Here is a 19,089-nt window from a genome sequence, read left to right as displayed (position 1 = left end):
TGTCGCAAGTGGCCTGCTTTGTTAAAATCCACGGCATGACTTCCTCGCCCAATCTCGATCAAATGACTCCCGACCAACTGCGTGCATTCGCTGCGCAGTTGCTGTCGCAGGTCGAGACCATGGGCAAGACGGTCGAAACAATGGGCAAGAAGATTAACCGCGATCAAACGGTTATCGAGAAGCTGACCCACGAGATCGCACAACTCAAGCGTTTGAAGTTTGCCAAGCGCAGCGAGCAGATGAATACTGAGCAGGCCAGCCTGCTTGATGACCTGATCGATACCGATATCGCGGCGATTGAGGCCGAGCTTCAAGCCTTGCAAATAGCACCTGCGGCGACCGAGCAAAAAAAGCAGAAGCCCAAGCGCACGGCATTGCCGGCAGAATTCCCACGCACGTTGATCCAACACGAACCGGACAACACCCACTGCCCATGCGGCTGCGCACTCAAGCGCATTGGTGAAGATATCAGCGAAAAGCTGGACTACACGCCGGGCGTGTTTACCGTCGAGCGCCATGTTCGTGGCAAGTGGGCTTGCGATGACTGCGAAACGCTGATCCAGGCACCCGTACCGGCGCAGGTCATCGACAAGGGCATCCCAACTGCCGGGTTGTTGGCCGATGTCATGATCGCGAAGTTCGCTGACCATCTTCCGCTTTACCGTCAGGAATCGATTTTTGGCCGCGCCGGTTTGGCGATTCCACGCTCCACTTTGGCTCAATGGGTGGGTGTTACTGGCGTGCAGTTGCAGCCTTTGGTCGATGCCCTGCGTGACGTAGTGATCGGGCAGCAGGTCGTGCACGCGGATGAAACACCCGTGCAGATGCTCGCTCCGGGCTCGAAGAAAACCCACCGTTCTTATGTTTGGGCTTACGCCACCAGCCAGTTCTGCGAAACAGCCGCAGTCGTCTACGACTTCAGCCCCAGCCGCGCCGGTGAGCATGCTCGCAACTTCCTGCAAGGCTGGAAAGGTAAGCTGGTCTGCGACGATTTTGGCGGTTACAAGGCCAGCTTCGAACGCGGCGTGACCGAGATCGGCTGCATGGCCCATGCCCGGCGAAAGTTCTTCGAACTGCACGCTACGAACAAGAGCCAGATCGCCGAGCAGGCCCTGCGCTACATCCAGTTGTTGTACGAAATCGAGAGCGAAGTGCGTGACCTGGAGCCGGATTTACGGTGCCGAATACGGCAAGAAAAAGCCGTGCCGGTGATGGATAGGCTGTATGCCTGGATGATCGCCCAGCGTGATCTTGTGCCCGAAGGTTCGGCTATCAGCAGAGCACTCGATTACAGCCTTAAACGCTGGGCAGCGCTGTCGCGCTACCTCGATGACGGGGCCGTATCCATTGATAATAATTGGGCGGAGAATCAGATCCGACCATGGGCTCTTGGGCGCAAGAACTGGCTCTTCGCCGGGTCGCTACGCAGCGGAAAACGGGCGGCGGCGATCATGAGCTTGATCCAGTCAGCGCGGCTGAATGGTCATGATCCGTACGCCTATCTAAAGGATGTTCTCACTCGCCTGCCGACGCAGCGGGCGAGTGAAATTGATCAGTTGCTGCCGCATACGTGGCAACCGGTTTAATTAAGCAAGATATGATGCTCGGATGGATACCGACGCAACGCCCAACCTATGTACATCAACTGTTACCACATTTGTCGTCGAATTCCGTCTGATACGGGACATAGGGCCATCAGGTATGGATAGGTAGGGCCAGTCCAAAAAGTACAAAAAACCAACCACAGACTTTATTGAACCGGCGTCCAGTTCGAGCCAACCAAGGTCTGACCCGGTGCGCTGCGCTGGCCACCATATACTCAACGACGAACTCCACGACTGCGTAGGTCAGCGCGATGGCGGTCGTCTGCGCGATGATGCTCCTGTGCGGATCGAGGAATGGTGGAATAAACGCGGTGAATAGCAGCAGTGCTTTGGGATTTGAAATAGCCGATACCAGCCCTTGGCGGAACATCAACCAACGTCGGAAGTTTGTAGTACCGGTCTTTTCAAGACTGACTGGTGCAGATCGCCACAGCCCGAAGCCCAACCAGATCAGATATAGCCCGCCGACAACCTTCAATGCTGTGAACCAGGTGGCCGATGCTTGGATCAGTGCACCCAACCCCAAAGCGCAAAGCGAAAGTACGACTGCAAAGCCGAGCACGCCGCCCGTGATAGTGAACAGCGTTTTCCGACTCCCGTGAATTGCTCCATGGGTAAGCACCAATAACGCATTGGGCCCTGGCACTACCGCTATGCCGCAGCAGGTACACAGATAGAGCAACCAGGTCTCAAACGGCATGATCAGATCCAATATGTGTTGATTCAGGCAAGTATCTTGCGGGTGAACAATTGTCATGAAAAGCGCATAATTCACGTCGTAGCCATTCGATTAACGAATAGAGGTAACAGCGATGCCTGCCAGCGATTTGCAGATCGATTGGCTCAAGTGCTTCGTGGCAGTGGTGGATGCAGGTTCGCTATCTGGCGCAGCCCACGAGGTAAACAGATCGCAGTCCGCCGTCAGCATGCAGATGAAGAAACTGGAGGCCGCGCTTGGACGGCAGTTGTTAAGTCGTGGCCCGAGACACCTTCAACTGACTGCTGACGGCCAGACGCTGCTGAGCTACGCACGTCGTATGCTCGCACTCCACGCTGAGACGCAAGCGGCTTTTTACGGCGAAGAGTTAACTGGCCGAATCCGCCTTGGAGTCGCAGAGGACTACGCGGCAAGGTATCTCACGCCGGTTCTAAAGCGTTTTTCACCGCGCTACGCAGGCGTGGAAATAGAACTGAACTGTGAACAGTCGACCACGCTTATCCCGCGTGTGCGAAGCGGCGATCTTGATCTTGCCCTGGTGTCCAGAGACTCGCCTCAAAGCGGTACATTTCTCTTCAAAGAGGCCATGGTTTGGGTTGGCTCACCACAATTCGAACTTTGGAGGCGAGACCCGGTGCCTATCGCAGTCTACGAAAGTGAAAGCTTGGCTCGGCGTTATGCGGTGAATTCACTGACCCAACAGGGACGCCAATTCAAGGTGGTATACAACAGCTCTAGCCTTGCTGGCCAGGTGGCCGCAGTCGAGGGTGGGCTCGCTATTGCCGCGATCACTCAGTGCAGCGTGCAGGCATCGCTTCACGTCTTAAGTAGCGAGCACGGCTTAGGAAGCATTGAACCTATGGAAGTTTCGATTCTGCGTAGCCGAGCCTCTCGCGGGTCTAAGGCGGTCAATAGCCTGCATGCTTTCATCATCAGGGCGCTAAGACTTCAGGCGTAGTCATCTGGTGTTGGGGCGGTAACAGCATGGAAGATAATGTGGGCAGCCTGATTGCCGTTATGCCAATACCCAAGAGCAAGGTGTAATTGCCGAACGCTTACGGGTAAATAGATCAGGCCGCTGCCTGATTCGGTTGGTAATCAGTGCCGTGATGCAGCATCGCCCAAGCCATGCGTGCAGTTTTGTTGGCCAGCGCAATAGCGGCCACATTGGGATGCGATCGCTCGGCTAAACGAACGGCCCACTGGCTTAGTCGATCCTCTTTGGATTTGGCTGTGCGTAGCGCCGAGCGTGCGCCATGCACCATCAATGTTCGCAGATACGTATCACCGCGCTTGCTGATACCGAGCAGTCGATCCTTACCACCAGAACTGTGTTGCCTCGGTGTCAGTCCCAGCGAGGCGGCAAACTGTCGGCCATTGGCAAACTGACGGGCATCACCGAGAGCGACGACGAGCGCTGTGGCGATCATTGGGCCGACGCCGCGCAGCTGTTGAAGGCGAACGGCGGACGGCTCGTTTGTCGCGATCGCAGTGATCTCGCCGTCGAGCTTGCATACACGCCCATCCAGCGCACGAAGGTCGTCCCACAAACCATCCAGCAGACGACGAAAGCGTGCCGTCAAACCGTTATCCGCATCCTCTAGCCAGCACGGTATTGCACGACGCAGCATCAGCAATTCCTTCGGTGCAACGAGACCGTACTCGGCGACCAGCCCACGGATCTGATTGGCTTTGGCCGTCCGCTGTTCGATTAAGCCGGCCCGGATGCGATGCGTCGCCTGGATATCCTGTTGCTCGATCGTCTTGATGGCGACGAAGCGCATGCTGGGACGGCTCATTGCTACGAATCTATTCATCCCTCACCTCGAGACCAGTGCAGAACGAAGTCGCTACTAAGGGTAAAACGAGCGCAGTCGGGGGCGTGTGAGGCGTATGTCCCAGACGTTGGCAATGCCAATTGCCCCACCAGTGCTTGATTGCATCAACAACGCTAAATCACTATTTCTGTGCTGATTTTCCACGCCGTATGAGTGTAGAGCAAAGGAGGAGTGCGACCGCGATGGTTGTGTAGCCTTCAGTGCCTCAGTGCAAGTCAGGATGCATAGTTTGGTCTGTGCATCGCCCATCGAGATTGCTTGCAGGCCGTCCGAATCGAAATCTCAGTTGAGGGACCATACGTTTTGCAGGCGGTGCCCACCATCCCCGATAACCGTCGCTTCTCACCGAATAGAGCAAGCAAAGAAGCATGGCTGCCACTGGATCGGTGCGACCGCTTTGGCCAGCTCCCAAAGCCGCAGAAATCTGCAATGTGCCGTGTTAACGACATCCCATGCCCAAGCGCTATACCGCCTAGCAGATAGCTGAGATAAACGGTTGAGTATGACCGTCCGCTTCTGACTGGCAGCTATGGGGCTATGGCAGACCTGGGTTGAACGTCCGGTATTGGCCGATAGCCGTCTGTCGTCAGCCGTTATTTTGGCCATCAGCCTTTCCGGTGAGCCGCGAGGCGCAAAAGACTAGGAGCCTTCGCAGGACCTCACGGCTGACCTTGGTTGTTTCAGAAACCGTGCTTAATAGGTTTATCTAACAGTGGTGAGGTCGGGTACAAAGGCTCGGCACTCATCCCTCAGAAGCAAGCGTGGCGTTCCCCTGTACTTGTTGGGGATCAGCGGCCGCTTGACGCCCCACCTTGAACCAGGCGGCGTACAACGCTGGAACGAAGAAAATCGTCAGCAGCGTCGCCACAGTGAGGCCGCCCATGATGGCGATCGCCATCGGCCCCCAAAATACACTACGCGTGAGCGGAATCATGGCGAGCACAGTGGCGAGTGCCGTCAGCATTACCGGTCGCGCTCGGTGAATGGCGGCATCCAGCACAGCATTCCATGGGGCGCGCCCCTCGGCGATCTCGATTTGTATTTGATCGATCAGGATCACCGCGTTGCGCATGATCATGCCACCCAATGCGATGATGCCCAGGATCGCGACGAAGCCCAGCGGCGATTGAAACACCAGCAGCGCGGGCACCACACCGATCAGGCCCAGCGGTGCGGTCAGCATCACCATCCACATGCGGGAAAAGTTCTGCAATTGCAGCATGAGTAACAGCAGGATGGTGATCAGCATCAGTGGTGCCACCGCGAGTAGCGCCTTGTTGGCCTTGTCGCTTTCCTCAACCGCTCCGCCCACATCAATGCGGTAACCGGTCGGTAGACTTGCTTCGATGCTCTTGAGCAATGGCTGGATTTCCTGCGTCACCGATACACCTTGCTCTCCATCCTTCACATCGGCACGCACCGTGATCGCCATGTCGCGATTGCGGCGCCACAGTACTGGCTCTTCCAGTTCGGAGCGCACCTGTGCGACTTGCGACAGCGGCACCACGGTGCCCTGGCGGGTGTAAAGGTTGATGTTTTTCAGGGTGTCGAGGTTCAAGCGTTCCTCGGGTACGGCACGGGCCACGATGTCGATCAGGTCCTCGCGCTCGCGCAGTTGCGACAGGGTTGCGCCGTTCATCACAGTCTGGGTCGCCAGCGACACATCGGCCGGCGTGAGGCCCAGCGCGCTCGCCTTGTCCTGATCAAGTTCCACCTTCATCGTGCGCACCGGGTCGTTCCAGTCGAGCTGGAGGTCGCGCACCTTCGGGTTGGACGCAACGACCTTTTCCACGTCGCGGGCGATCTTGCGCACCACCTGGGTATCGGGGCCGACCACGCGGAACTGCACCGGGTAGCCGACAGGTGGCCCCAACTCGAGCCGGGTCACGCGCACCCACGCCTGCGGGAATTGTTGGTCGGCCGAGGCCATCAGCCGCGCACGTACCCGCTCGCGCGCATCCAGATCCTTGGTCATCACCACGAGCTGGGCAAAACCCGGATTCGGTAGTTCGGGGTTGAGCGAGAGATAGAAGCGCGGTGCGCCGGCACCGGTGTAGGCCGTATAGAAACGCACGTCTTCGTCCTTCGCCAGGATCTGCTCCATGTGCTTGACCTGCTCGGTCGTTGCGGCGAACGAGGCGCCTTCCTTGACACGCAAATCAATGACCAGCTCAGGGCGCGAACTGTTGGGGAAGAATTGCTGCGGTACCAACTTGATGCACGCGAGGGCAAGCACCAGTGCGCCCACCGTCGCCCCGATGACCACCCAGCGGTGCTCGATGGCGGCGTCGATCAGGCGGCGCAGTTTGCGGTAGAACGTTGTGTCGTGCTGATCACCGTGCGAGTGCTTGCCCAAGTCGTTGGGCAGCATCTTGACCGCCAGGTACGGCGTGAAGATGCCGGAGCAGATCCACGAGAACAGCACTGCGGCACCAACGATCCAGAAAATGCCACCCGCGTATTCGCCGGTGGTGGACTTTGAGAGACCGATGGGCAGGAAGCCCACGACGGTGATGAGTGCGCCGGTCAGGCGCGGCATGGCGGTGGACTGATAGGAGAAGGCGGCCGCCTTCACGCGGTCCATACCGGTTTCCATCTTCGCCACCATCATCTCGATGGCGATGATGGCGTCATCCACCAGCAGTCCCAACGCGATAATCAGTGAGCCGAGCGAGATGCGCTCGAGGTTCCAGCCCATCGCCAACATCACCAGCGCCACGCCGCCCAGCACCAGCGGCACTGTAGCCGCGACCACGAGGCCGGCGCGCCAGCCCAGGCTGGCGAGACTGACCGCGATCACGATGATCAGCGCCTCGACCAGCGCTCGTCCGAAGTCCAGGATTGCATCCTTCACCGTGGTGGGCTGGTCAGCCACCAGCTCCAGCTCTACGCCGTGCGGAAGTTCTGACTGGATCTTGGCGACGGCCGTGTCCATCGCCTTGCCAAGGTCGACGATGTTGCCATCGCTGGTCATGGTGATGCCGAGCATCAGCACGGGTTGGCCGTTGTGGCGGACCGTGTAGGTCGGTGGATCCTCGAAGCCACGGGTAATGGTTGCGATGTCGCCGAGCTTGATCAGCCGGCCGCCCGCGGAGAGGGGCACGTTGCGAATTGCCTCATCGCTGGTGAACTGGCCACTCACGCGCACCATGACGCGGTCGCCGCGGGTGTCGATCTGGCCAGCGGGCAACATGGCGTTCTGGCTCTTGAGGCTTTCGGCGATGGCCAGCGGTGTAATGCCCAGCGCTGCCAGGCGCTCGTGAGAGAACTCGATGTAAACACGCTTGGCCTGCTTGCCGATGAGATCGATCTTCTTGACCATCGGCACCTTCAGCATCTGGCGCTTGATGTCTTCGGCCGCGTCCGACAACTCGGCGTGGCCAACGCCGTCGCCCTTGACCGCGTACATCAGGCCATACACGTCGCCGTACTCGTCGTTCAGGATCGGGCCGACCACGCCGTCGGGCATCTCCAGGCTCAAGTCGTTGAGTTTCTTGCGCGCCTGGTACCAGGCCTCTCGCTGGTCAGCCTTGGAAGTGCCACCGCGCACGGTGAGCGTCATGCCTGCGTAGCCTTGCCGCGCGTAGGTGACCACCTTCTCGAAGTTGTCGATCTGCTCGAATTTTTTCTCCATGCGGTTGAGGACCTGGTCCTGCAACTGCTGCGCGGTAGCGCCCGGCCAGATGACCATGGCGGTCATGGAGGGCACGGAAAAATTCGGATCTTCGAGCTGGCCGAGGCGGGTGAAGCTGAAGGCACCAGCCGCGGCGACAATGAGGAGCATGAACAGAACGATGGCGCGATGGCGCAGCGCCCAGTCGGTGAGGTTGAAATTGTTCATCGGGCGGCCTGCTGCGTGGTGTTCGTGTCAACAATCGGCGTGCCGGGAAGCGCGACCTTCAGTCCGGATGCCATCTTCTGCACCCCGGCGGTGACGACCAATACGCCGGCCTGCGGCCCGGAGACGAGCACCTCATCATTGCGATAGCCCAATACCGCCACAGGCATCAGTTCGACAGTGCCCACCGGATTCTTGCCCTCGGGCGTGACCACCCACAGCGACGGCTGGCCACCGCTTTGCGTCAGTGCCGTGGCGGGCACCGCCGCTACCGAGACACTGGTCAGCTCGCGCTCGGCCATGACCGTGGCAGTGGCGCCCAGCGGCAGCGCCTGCGCCGGCTTGAGCCGGGCGCGATAGGTGCGCGTCTGCGTGGCGGCCTGCGGCGACAGCTCGCGCAGGGTGACATCGAAGGTCTTGTTCGGCGCACTGGCCAGCGAGGCTTTGAAGTGCGCCTCCTTGAAGGTGGACAGCTGATCCTCGGGCACATCGATGACAATCTCGGACTCGTCCGGATTCGCCACCGAGATCACTGGCTGACCCTCCGCCACGACCTGTCCCGCTTCGATGCGTACCGCCGTGACCACGCCGCTACGGGAGGCGTGCAGTACGGTGTACTTGAGGCGGTTGCGTGCGAGTTCAAGCTTTCGCGCTTCGGCCTCGGCAGTGGCGCGCGTGGTCTGGGCGTTGGTGTGCGCACGCTCATCGTCGGCCGCGCTGACTGAGCCATCAGCCTTCAGGGCCGTCAGGCGCTGGCGATCCGATTCCGCCTGACGCGTTTGCTCCACGGCAGCCGCCCACTGCTGTTGCGAGGCTTCCTCCGCGAGACGGTAGTCACTGTCGTCGAGCACTGCCAATATGTCGCCTTCATGCACCAACTGACCCACATCAACCTTGCGTTGGGCCACCTTGCCGCCCACCCGAAAAGACTGCTCGACTTCGTGCCGCGACTGCACGGTGCCCACGTAGCGACTGACGTCGCGGGCATTGTCGTAGTTGATTTCAACGGTACGTACCGCTCTGGGGGCCGGCACGGACGGCTGATCCGGGCTGCACGCGCAAAGCATCACGGCGACGGCCAAGGCGCCGACCGCAGTAAGGGAATTCTTCAAGACGGTTCCTCTTTGGAAAACGACAAAAACTCAGGAAAGTGGTGGTCGGTCGGTTTTAGCGGACGCGGTCGGGTTGGCGGGGTGTTCGAACACCTGCCAGCCCCCGCCCAGTGCTTTGTAAAGCTGCACGCTGTCGAGCAGCAGTCGGGTGTTGCTTTCGTTGGCACTCAGGCGTGCACTCAGGCGCGCACGCTGCGAATCCAGCAGAGGCAACAGGTCGATCTGCCCGCGGGTATAGAGCGACTGGGCGCGATTCTGTGCGTTCTCCGCAGACGCGGCGGCCAACTGGAGCGACCCGGAACGGCGGCGTTCCTGCGCCAGCGTGACGAGTGCGTTTTCCACATCTTCGAGCGCCCGCAAGATGCCGTCTTCGGCGCGTAGCAGCGCCTCTTGTTGGGCACTTTCGGCCGCTTCGTTGATCGCTTGCGTGCGCCCCGCGTTGAAGAGCGGCATCGCCAGCAGACCCGCGACGTTGGTGAAGCGCGCAGCGCCGAGATCGGCACCGTTCAGGTTGAGACCCTGGCGACCGAAAGACGCGCCGAGGAAGAGTTGCGGGAACCACTCAGCTTTCGCTTGCTGGCGACGGGCATTGGCGGCGTCGAGCTGTGCCATCAGCGCCAATACGTCAGGTCGGCGTTGCAGCAACTCGGCGGGCTGCCCGGGCTTGGCCTCGGGTACGTCGGCCAGGTCTGCGCTCGGAGGCTGGATGTTTGTGGTGTTGAAAGACTGGTCGGCGATCAGCACCGCGATACGGTGGCGTGCCACCGCCACTTGGGTTTCCAGCGGCGGAATCTGCGCCCGCGCCGACAAGGCGTCGGTCTGTGCGCGTTCGACGTCGAAGGCGGATGCCAATCCCACCTGTTGACGCGCGGAGACCAGACGCAGCGTCTCATCTTGCATGGCCGAGATTGCGCGCAGCGTCGCGACCTGGCGCTGTGCTCCGACCAGTGTGAAATAGTTGCTGACGACATCGCTCATCACCAGCAAGCGTACGCCTCGCATACTGTGTTCGGCGGCCAGTGCCTCGGCATCTGCCGCCGCCGCACCGGCTCGCAGCCGGCCGCTCAGGTCGACTTCCCACGAGACATCCAGACCCGCACTGGCGGTCTTGGTATCCGGATAACCCTGTTTTACCGCCGAGTTGAAGCCGCTGCTGCGGTCGCTGCCGGAGACGGATGCACCGACGCTTGGGAGCAGCCAGGACTGGCTGACCGTTTCTCCGGCTCGCGCTGCACGCAAGCGTTCGGCGGCTATCTTGACGTCACGGTTCTCATGCGCGGCGCGGCGCACAAGGTCCGATAGCAAAGGGTCGTGGTAGACCTCCCACCAGGCCGCCTCGGGCTCCATCTCGGAGGCCGTACTCGCGGCGAAATGGCTCGGCACTTCTACCGATGGTTTGACGACCGGCGTGGAACATCCGGAAAGGGCGAGGGCGATCGAAGTGACAAGGGCTGCCGCCATGGCGAACCCCGTCGAGCATGGGGTCCGTTGCAAGATTATCCCACTGGTATGGCGGGGCAGCGGAGGGAGGGTGGAAAGTCGCAGCATTAGAAATGGACTCGTGTAGTTCGAGGTGGCGTCAGCGTAGGGACCTCGGTGCGCGAAGTAGTCAGCGAAACGTCGCAGTTCGGTCGCCTTGCACACGTGATGTCGATGTCGGAACGGTCATTCGCCGTCCCTTTCTATCGCCTGTTCACGGTCTGCTGACGCCAGATCGGAGCCAATTGACTCCAGCAATTCTTCGGCGGACGAGAACTCGTGCTGACGCCCGGTGACCAGGTTCTCGAGGCGGCCCATCAGGGCCTTCGGTCCGGCATCACTGCGCAATTTGACGACGTAGGAGCGTCGGCTCGGGTATTTGGATTCAGGGTTAAGGCTCATCGCAGACCTGGGGATCGAGTAAGTTCGATGCCAGCGTAAGCCGCCCCTTGGGAGAAGTCGTAAGCGAAAGGTCAGGGTTTGGTCGGATAACGTCCGTCTGCCTCAACAGTCGTCACCTGTCGTTTCCCAAACTGACTCATGACGCTACAGGGGGCTCTTTTCGAATATTGAATTTCGACAGATCATGGCGTTGAGGCCCTTTCATTCAAACGGCATCACCAGGAGCATCAGGGAATGAATTTTTTTTGATTTCATCCGATCAGTTCCAGATGTTGTCTGGTCTGGCTTGTTGGCGTCGGGTCTGACACTCGGGGGTGTTCTTATCTCCAACAGGAGCAATAAATCGCGGCTGGAAATGCAACTTAATCATGATGCGACCATAAAGTCTCAAGAGCGCACCGCGTCGCTAAGGCGAGATGTTTACCTGGAGGCTGCGAAAAAAATGCCGAAGGCGTTGAGTTCATTAATCGAGCCTTCCGATAGGGATGAATCATTCACAATTAGCCCTGGGTTAAGCGATTTCTTTTCCGTTGCAGCGCAGATTCAGTTAGTGGCGGAGCCTGTGACGGCATCGTTAGTCGGTGAGCTCGTATCAAAATATAACGATCTTTTGATGAAGTCCGCCTTCAGTAGAGCGGTACTCGGTAAGGCTATCGGTGACAGAAATGGCTGGGAAAGAAAGTGCGAATGCTCGGTTTCAGAGTCCGAGCGATTGCTGCTTGAGCTCAACAAGTTGAAAGAAGTGCCCCCTTCAGATTCGAAAATTATTGACGCGGTGATGGGGGCTTATGAGCGTTATTTTACCGAGGCGGAAGAGGCAAGGCTGGCGCTCAGTGGTGCTGAAACCCGGGTGAGGATAGAGCGTCTTAATTTGCTGAAGAGCTTGCTGCCAAACGTCAAGGATATTGCTGAGTTTCAAGTTTCAGTTCTCATTGGTATCCGGAAAGATCTGGGGTTGACTTCGAATGTTGAATTGTTGGAGCTTCAAGCTAAAAAAGAATTAACGATTATGGAAAATACAATTAATTCTTTAGAGGAATTGGTTGATCTCTATAGCGGTGACAAATTTTAGGGGCTGAAAATAATGAGGTCGCGCGCACGTTTTACTAATTCAGTCCCATGCGTTTCGGGCAATTGGTCAATCAGCCTTGCCAATGCCTGATGATCTTCAGTGGTAGCGTCGTGATGCTCACACAGCTCGACCCTTGCGAGCAGCTCCAGCCATGAGGCTTCCTGGGCGCGAGCCTCCTCAATCGCACGCCGCACCGCCACGCTGCTGGCATCCGATCGACCCTGAGCTCGCGTGATCTTGGCCTCCAGCAGCAACAGCTGCGGCAGGTACACGCGTTCGCCCAGTTCCTCTGCCACCCGGAGGGCTTCCTGCAATTTAACGTGCGCAGCGTCGTAATCGCCTGCCAGTAGCAGCGCCTCGGTGGCGTAGCCGAGGACTTCGCTGGCACCGGAGCGCATGCCGAGTCCGGTATGTTCCTCGTAGGCCTCGCGGATATTTCGGTAGCCGTCGCGGGGGGCACCGTTTCGCGCGTCGGCCCAGCCGCGCCACCAGCGGCAAGCTGTACGCCCGAGTGCGAGGGAATTTTCATCGACGAGTTTCTGCATGTCGTCAGCCAGCGCTGCCACTCGCACAGGGTTTCCCAGTCGTACCTCGATCAACACTTCCTGCCAGGCCGCGACCAGCCATGTCATGGGTTGTCGAAGCGCATGCGCGCGGGTTCGTGCCCGCTGCATATGGGCTCGCCCTTGTTCAATCAGGCCAGAACGCACCAGCTCGATGGCCAGCATACCGTGCAGCATGACCTGGGGATCCGCTGCAAAGATCTCGTTGGTCCCGATGTCCAGCGGCTCGGCGATCGCGAGGGCGCGCTCTAACCAGCGGCGAGTCGTTTTCGTTCGACCCTGTAGGTGATGCACCTCGCCCTGGACGATGCACGCTGCCAGCATGAGCACTAAATCGTTTGCGTTCAGGGACAGTGCTTCAGCACGATCTGCCACTTCCAAAGCCTGCGAATAATCGCCGCGCAGACCGAGCAGATAGCCGAATCCGTGCAGCAGGCGACCGCGCATAGGGTGCTCGGGTACATCCGCCAGCAGCGTGTAAGCACGTTCGAAAGCCCCCTTGGCTTCGCTGCCGACACCGAACATGTGGAAGGCCGAAACCCCCTGCAACGTGGCCAGGGTCATTTCGAACGTATCGCGCTCCGTCCCTTCGGGTGCCTGTGTCAGCAGGATCAGGGCGCGCTCGGTGAGGCCGATGCACAAGTCCGGGCTGAAGTGCTGTAGCGCGGCTTCTGCGGCCTCGGCGTAGTAGCGCAGCGCAATCATCGGCAGCCGGGCACGGTCGAAGTGCATCGCCAGTTCCGAGGCCGCCACCGACACACCGGCCGAGCGCTCGCGTTCGAGGGCAGTGCCAACCTGGCCATGGAGATCGATGCGCAACGAACGCGGTGTGCGGTCATACAGCACCTGGCGGAAAAGGGCGTGTCGGAACGAGTAAGGAGGCTCTACCGCCTCGTCAACATCGGGAACCCGCGAATGTGTGAGCCAAACCTGTTCACGCATCAATTCTTCACAGGCGTCGATCACTGAAGAGAGGTTGCGCTCCAGGGCTAGCGAAACCGTCTCAACCCGGAAGTCGGTCCCGCAAACCGCAGCTGCCGCAAGGAGTGCGCGTTGCTCCGGACCCAGCTTGGCGATGTAGTGATCGATGATGGCGGCCAGGTTGTCGGGAACCGCCAGATCCGTTAGTCGAGCTTCGATGGTGGTTTCGTCTTCTTTTGCATCCATCACTTCACTGATGATTGAAGAAACGAACAACGGCACGCCGTCGGTGCGTTCGTGCAGGGCGCGCACGAAGGCTTCATCGCGTGCCAGTGAGGCTGAACGCAGCGCCACATAGTCGGCGACTTCGGTTTCCGAAAAAGGGTCGAGCACCACTTCCTCGCACAAGCGTTGCAGACGCAGTTCGTGGCGCAATGAGCTGAGCGGATGGTCGAGCGCCACCACTTCGGCAAGACGGAAGCTCGACAGCCACATGAGCCGCGCGGGGCCACGTCGTCGCGCCATGTAGTTGATGAGCTGGACTGTCGCCCGGTCGCTCCAGTGCAGGTCTTCGGTGACCAGCAACAGCGGACGCAGCTCTGTGTAGCGGTCCAACAGTTCACCGAATTCCCTCAGCATGCGTTCCGGGCCGACCCCGGCCAGCTCGCGCCGCAAAGCGTCTCGCTCCTGCGTGCTACTCAGCCACGGCAATTGCAGCAGCCAGGTGGGTGCCACATCGCGCAACAACGCCGGCAGGTTCGGGTCGCTACGGCACAGATCGGCCAACGCCTCCAGCACCGGCAGGTACGGTTCGCCGGTGCCGAAATGTTCCATGCAATGACCGCGTGCGCAGGCGATGCCGCCAAGGCCGGCGAGGAAATGTTCGATCAGCGTGGTTTTGCCGATCCCCGGTTCTCCAGCAAGCCAAACCACGGCACGCTGGCCACCACCGGCTCGCTCCCACGCCCGTTGCAGCCTGAAGACCTCGTCAATGCGACCGATGAACGGTGTGTCGGTCGCCGGAACTGCCGTGGAAGCAGGTGGTATCGACGCCGCAGGGGGTGACACGGCGATGAAGCGGTAGCCGCGCCGCGACACCGTCTCGATAAAACGAGGGTGCCTGGGGTCATCGCGCAACACCTTGCGAAGATCGCTGATGGCCGTCTTCAGGACCGAATCGCTGACAAACCGATGCCCCCACACGGCATCCAGCAAGGCGTCTTTGGACACCAGCGACCCCGGCTGGCGGGCGAGCACGCATAACAACAGAAAGGGGGTCGGCGCCAACGCCACCGCTTGCCCATCACGCAACAGGCAAGCGTTAGCCTCATCGAGTTCGAACTCGCCAAAGTCAAGCAGGGCAGGGGACGGATGGGGCTGCGGACGCGCCACGGTTGATTCCTAAAGACTTGAAACAGGGTAGTGCGCTGAAGATTCGCACGGAATCCAGCGTTGAAAAAAATGTTCCTGCCGTCCTGGTCCATTGTTCCCATGACAACGCTGATCGGCTCTGAAGCCAAGCGTCGTCGGTCGGAAACTGGCCTGCGCGCAGATTCACACCATGAGCCTTAACACGGCCACTGATGCCCGTATCTCGGCGCGTCCGGTCGGTCACATCACGGTTTTTCAATGATCTCAAAAAATAATGACGAAAACATCAATATTGAAATATCTCTCAATATTGCATACCTTGAACCCTGCCTGACGATGAGACCTGCGCGCCTCACGACTTCAATCACAACAAGGGCTCGAGATGAACAACAACAAAAAAGATTCCCAATTGCCTCCCTCCGCCGTCGACGTGCTGGTCGTCGGATACGGTCCGGTAGGTGCAACAATCGCGGCGCTGCTCGGCCGCTACGGGGTTACGACCCTGGTGCTGGATAAGCTCCATGAAATCGTACTGATGCCGCGTGCCATCGCTCTGGACAACGAGGCGCTGCGCATCCTGCAACTCGCCGGATTGTCGGAGGACGCTTTCGAGAAAATCGTCATCCCTGAAGTGAAGATGCACTCTCCGGTCCTCGGGCAATTCGGTCGAGCCAATACCGAGGGGTGTATCGATGGCCATCCCAAGCTGGTGACCTTCTATCAACCCGATCTGGAACGCGCGATGCGAGGCCAGGTTTCCCGGCTGAAATCAGTGATCAGCCTGGGTGGTTTCGAGCTGGAGAGCCTGGTCGAAGAAGCGGAGGGCGTGGTCGCGACCGTGCGGGATCAACATGGGCACTCGCATGCTGTTCGCGCCCAGTACCTGATTGGTGCGGACGGCGCCAGCTCCAGGGTTAGGGCGCTGATCGGCCAGGAGTTCGAAGGACAAACCTACGCAGAGGATTGGCTGATTGTCGATGCCAAGAACCGGCATCAGTCAGCCATCGATCACATTGAGTTTATCTGTGATCCGCGGCGGCCCACGCCGCATATGCCGGCCCCCGGTGGAAGGGAGCGTTGGGAATTCATGCTGCACCCCGGCGAGTCCCGGGAGGAGTTGGAAAGCCCGGAAAGCATCGCCCGACTCATTGCGCCATGGGTCAATCCGTTGGAGCTGGAAATCGAACGCAAGGCGGTGTATCGATTCCACGCACGTTGCTGCAACCGGTTCAGCAAGGGACGTACGTTTCTCGTCGGCGATGCCGCACACATCACCCCGCCCTTTGTGGGACAAGGTCTCGTCGCGGGCCTTCGCGATGGTGCCAACTTGGCCTGGAAGCTGGCTTGGGTCCTTCGTGGCCACGCCGCGCCGGCGATACTCGAGACCTATGACGTTGAGCGCCGCCCGCATGCTCAGGCGATGATCAACCTGGCAAAACTCATGGGCCGTCTGGTGATGCCCAAGAACAAAATCGCGGCATTCTTCATCCACGGCCTGATGCGCATGCTGGCGTTGACTCCCGCGACCAGAAGGTACTTCGAACAGTTGGACATCAAGCCGAAGAACACCTTCAAGCACGGCCTGTTCGTGGAGCATCGTCGGGGTGACAAGCTGGTCCGTGGCAGCCTGTTTCCCCAAGCCTGGGTTCGCACCCTGCAAAAGCAGATCAAGCTGAGCGACGATGCACTGGGAGACACCCTGACCCTGGTGGGATTCGGGGTTGACCCGTTGTCCCTGCTCACCACTGATCAGACCGTTGCCTGGGAAAAAATGGGGGGCCACTTCCTGGAGGTGAGACCCCGCGGTCAACGCTCCGGCGGCAGTTGTGACTTCATCGAGGATATGAACCATGAGATCTTGCCATTGGCTGCCAAAGGAACGCTCGTCGCCGTCCGTCCTGACCGGATCATCATGCACCACGCCCCTGGCACAGAGGCCAGCAAACTTCTTCGAGATTGCCGTGATCTGCTGATGAGTAATGATGCCACTCATGACAATGTTTCCATTACTATCAACGAGCCGATTAGATTAAGAGCTTGATCATGCATTCCCCCAAACCTTCTTTAGAAGCTGCTGTGCCAGAACCTCTCACCAGGGGGCACAAGAAGCGCGAGCGCACTCGTCGCGGTCTGGTCGACGCGGCATTGCGACTTGTTGCACGTAAGGAGGTGGGGGATATCGGATTGTTCGAAGTCGCCGCCGAGGCGGAAGTTTCCAACGGCACCATCTACAACTATTTCCGAACACGCGACGAAGTCCTCGAAGCAGTGGGCATTGCCATGGCCGCCGAGTTCTCTGACGCCATTTCTGTCCTGAACTCGGACGTGCAGTGCGGGGCACAGCGGCTTTCGATTGGCGTACGCATGTTTGTGAGTCGTGCTGCGACTGACCACCAATGGGCGAATGCGCTGCTGCGCATCATCCATTTCGATCAGGCCATGCGCTCGCGTCTGGCTGACCATGTACTGGGCGATCTGCGTGAGGGGCTGCGTGCCGGCACTTTGGCTTACGAGGACGAAGGGGTTGCCCTGGATATAGTCTTGTCGTGCACAACCGGAGCAATGCGCTCAGTTGTTGAGGGACGGGCAGTGGCGGAGCACGATCTGCGGGTCGTCGAAATGGTTCTCCAGGCTCTGGGCGTAACGCCTGCCAAAGCCCGAAGAATCGCCGTAAAGCCACTACCCGCCTGATCTGATGTCTTTCTTGATCGGTCAGGCGTTATTAATCCATTGCCGATAACGCTTTGCCTGGCGTCGAGATTTCAGCTGGTTGCTGATCAATGCCATGAACGGTGACATCCCAGGTCGAGTTCGCTTCCCTTGGCTAAGCAAGCCAAGCTGCTTTTTGATCAACGACGCCACTGCAAGCGACGCCAGCGCCTTGTTCTTCCAGCGGACGACGATGGGCTCCACTTCGGTGTCCTGACCTGCCATCCACTGGCTGGGCAAGGTCGGCTCAATGGCCAACGCCGTGGCAAGCCCGACCATCGACACCGAGCCGCTCACCACTCGCTCCGCGACTTCCTTTCTGCGCACTCCACCCGTGACCATCAGCGGCATGTCTGCGATTTTTCCTATCCTTTCCGCGAGTTCGAGAAAATAGGCCTCTCGGGCCAAACTGCTGCCATCGCGAGTCTGCCCCTGCATTGCCGGGCTTTCGTAGCTGCCACCCGACAACTCGACCAGGTCGACCGCCTTGGCGTTAAGCATTTCCACCACACGAGCCGCATCCTCGGCATCGAAACCGCCGCGCTGAAAATCCGCGGAATTGAGCTTCACCGCGACACAAAAGATCGGTGCCACGCGCTGACGTATGGCGTCGATGGTTTGCAGGAGAATTTGCGCACGATTTTCCAGGCTGCCGCCCCAGCGGTCGTCACGCCGGTTGGTCAAGGGCGACAGGAATTGGCTGAACAGATAGCCATGCGCCGCATGAATCTCCACACCCGTAAATCCGGCGCGCTCTGCCAGCACCGCCGCTTGGGTATAACGCTCAATCAGTTCCTCGATCTCCTGCTCATCCAAAGCCCTGGGCGGCACGAAAGCTTTTGAAAGTCCGGGGATATCGACCGCAATGGCGGAGGGGCCTCTTGCCGGCTGCCCCATTGAGGCCAGTAGCTGTCTTCCGGGATGATTGATCTGCATCCAGGCTTGGGCCCCGCGACTGCGGCAAGCTTCGGCCCATAACCGGAAATTCCGCAGGTTCCGATCATCCTCAAGTACCACACCCGCGGGTCCGGTCAAGGCGTGGCGATCAACCATGACGTTGCCCGTGATGATCAGACCCGCCCCACCTTCCGCCCAACCCCGATAAAGCCTGGCCAACGCTTCCCCCGGAGCGTGATTCTCATCGGCAAGGTTTTCCTCCATGGCTGCCTTGGCGATTCGATTGGGAATCACTACACCATTGGGCAATCGAAGCGGTTCAAAGAGCTTGGAGCCGGTCATGTTCTGTCCTCCAGCTGATAAAAGTCGGTCAGCATAATTGAGCATGCGTGTTCAATTATGTCAATGTGCAGTGCTTTTATTGGTTCGGAGACCTCTGTCATTGCATCTGGATTATCAGTTTTTAGGCCGGTTTCAGACAGAAGAACCAACAGTCCATAAAAATATGGTTGACGTTGAGTGAACATGAGTGTTCAATCGATCCATAAGGTAATCCTGGAGAGAG

Annotated in this window: 13 protein-coding genes and 2 pseudogenes; 6 read left to right on the top strand and 9 right to left on the bottom strand. The window is 59.2% G+C overall.

Features of this window, described 5'->3' with window-relative positions; genetic code table 11:
- The first annotated feature begins 35 nt into the window (after nucleotides 1-35).
- Nucleotides 36-1,586, top strand: coding sequence for an IS66 family transposase (gene tnpC, locus ACA048_RS14815; protein ID WP_497625097.1), 1,551 nt, complete (start codon nucleotides 36-38; stop codon nucleotides 1,584-1,586).
- A gap of 109 nt (nucleotides 1,587-1,695) precedes the next feature.
- Here tnpC and ACA048_RS14810 read toward each other — a convergent pair whose 3' ends face one another.
- Nucleotides 1,696-2,304, bottom strand: coding sequence for a LysE family translocator (locus ACA048_RS14810; RefSeq protein WP_497629867.1), 609 nt, complete (start codon nucleotides 2,302-2,304; stop codon nucleotides 1,696-1,698).
- Between the two features lie 112 nt (nucleotides 2,305-2,416).
- Here ACA048_RS14810 and ACA048_RS14805 point away from each other — a divergent pair, with 112 nt between their 5' ends.
- On the top strand, nucleotides 2,417-3,280 hold the full coding sequence (locus ACA048_RS14805; protein ID WP_288099608.1) for a LysR family transcriptional regulator: 864 nt from the start codon (nucleotides 2,417-2,419) through the stop codon (nucleotides 3,278-3,280).
- Between the two features lie 112 nt (nucleotides 3,281-3,392).
- Here the strand turns inward: ACA048_RS14805 and ACA048_RS14800 are convergent.
- Nucleotides 3,393-4,124, bottom strand: a pseudogene (locus tag ACA048_RS14800) (IS110 family RNA-guided transposase); the annotation flags it as partial.
- Nucleotides 4,125-4,500: 376 nt separating this feature from the next.
- On the opposite strand from ACA048_RS14800, the pseudogene ACA048_RS14795 reads away from it, so the two are divergent.
- Nucleotides 4,501-4,647 (top strand): annotated as a pseudogene (locus tag ACA048_RS14795) (GNAT family N-acetyltransferase); the annotation flags it as partial.
- Nucleotides 4,648-4,902: 255 nt separating this feature from the next.
- Here ACA048_RS14795 and ACA048_RS14790 read toward each other — a convergent pair.
- The 4 genes from ACA048_RS14790 to ACA048_RS14775 all read right to left on the bottom strand — a co-directional run bounded on the left by ACA048_RS14790 (nucleotide 4,903) and on the right by ACA048_RS14775 (nucleotide 10,991).
- Nucleotides 4,903-8,001: an efflux RND transporter permease subunit gene (locus ACA048_RS14790; protein WP_497625096.1), complete on the bottom strand. Its 3,099-nt coding sequence runs from the start codon at nucleotides 7,999-8,001 to the stop codon at nucleotides 4,903-4,905.
- Nucleotides 7,998-9,110, bottom strand: a complete 1,113-nt coding sequence (locus tag ACA048_RS14785; protein WP_497625095.1) for an efflux RND transporter periplasmic adaptor subunit — start codon at nucleotides 9,108-9,110, stop codon at nucleotides 7,998-8,000. The genes ACA048_RS14790 and ACA048_RS14785 overlap by 4 nt, the downstream gene beginning before the upstream one ends.
- 30 nt (nucleotides 9,111-9,140) lie before the next feature.
- Entirely contained in the window at nucleotides 9,141-10,658 is a 1,518-nt protein-coding gene (locus ACA048_RS14780) for a TolC family protein (protein WP_497625094.1), read from the bottom strand.
- Between the two features lie 117 nt (nucleotides 10,659-10,775).
- A complete protein-coding gene (locus tag ACA048_RS14775) occupies nucleotides 10,776-10,991 on the bottom strand; it encodes a hypothetical protein (protein ID WP_497625093.1) in 216 nt (71 codons plus the stop codon).
- A gap of 355 nt (nucleotides 10,992-11,346) precedes the next feature.
- Here ACA048_RS14775 and ACA048_RS14770 point away from each other — a divergent pair, with 355 nt between their 5' ends.
- Entirely contained in the window at nucleotides 11,347-12,063 is a 717-nt protein-coding gene (locus tag ACA048_RS14770) for a hypothetical protein (RefSeq protein ID WP_497625092.1), read from the top strand.
- On the opposite strand, the gene ACA048_RS14765 is transcribed toward ACA048_RS14770, so the two are convergent.
- Complete coding sequence (locus ACA048_RS14765) at nucleotides 12,060-14,939, bottom strand: ATP-binding protein (protein WP_497625090.1); 2,880 nt, start codon at nucleotides 14,937-14,939, stop codon at nucleotides 12,060-12,062. The genes ACA048_RS14770 and ACA048_RS14765 overlap by 4 nt on opposite strands.
- Before the next feature lie 361 nt (nucleotides 14,940-15,300).
- On the opposite strand from ACA048_RS14765, the gene mhpA reads away from it, so the two are divergent.
- Nucleotides 15,301-16,959, top strand: coding sequence for a bifunctional 3-(3-hydroxy-phenyl)propionate/3-hydroxycinnamic acid hydroxylase MhpA (gene mhpA / locus ACA048_RS14760; protein WP_497625089.1), 1,659 nt, complete (start codon nucleotides 15,301-15,303; stop codon nucleotides 16,957-16,959).
- Between the two features lie 2 nt (nucleotides 16,960-16,961).
- Nucleotides 16,962-17,609: a TetR/AcrR family transcriptional regulator gene (locus tag ACA048_RS14755; protein WP_497625088.1), complete on the top strand. Its 648-nt coding sequence runs from the start codon at nucleotides 16,962-16,964 to the stop codon at nucleotides 17,607-17,609.
- A gap of 21 nt (nucleotides 17,610-17,630) precedes the next feature.
- On the opposite strand, the gene ACA048_RS14750 is transcribed toward ACA048_RS14755, so the two are convergent.
- Nucleotides 17,631-18,866 (bottom strand): NADH:flavin oxidoreductase/NADH oxidase family protein, encoded by a 1,236-nt coding sequence (locus ACA048_RS14750; protein WP_497625087.1) that lies wholly within the window; start codon nucleotides 18,864-18,866, stop codon nucleotides 17,631-17,633.
- On the bottom strand, nucleotides 18,863-19,051 hold the full coding sequence (locus ACA048_RS14745) for a hypothetical protein (RefSeq protein ID WP_497625086.1): 189 nt from the start codon (nucleotides 19,049-19,051) through the stop codon (nucleotides 18,863-18,865). Before ACA048_RS14745 ends, ACA048_RS14750 begins: the two co-directional genes overlap by 4 nt.
- Between the last annotated feature and the right edge of the window lie 38 nt (nucleotides 19,052-19,089).

This window comes from Pseudomonas sp. LBUM1659, from assembly GCF_059716045.1.
This window is presented reverse-complemented; position numbering and strand designations above follow the sequence as displayed.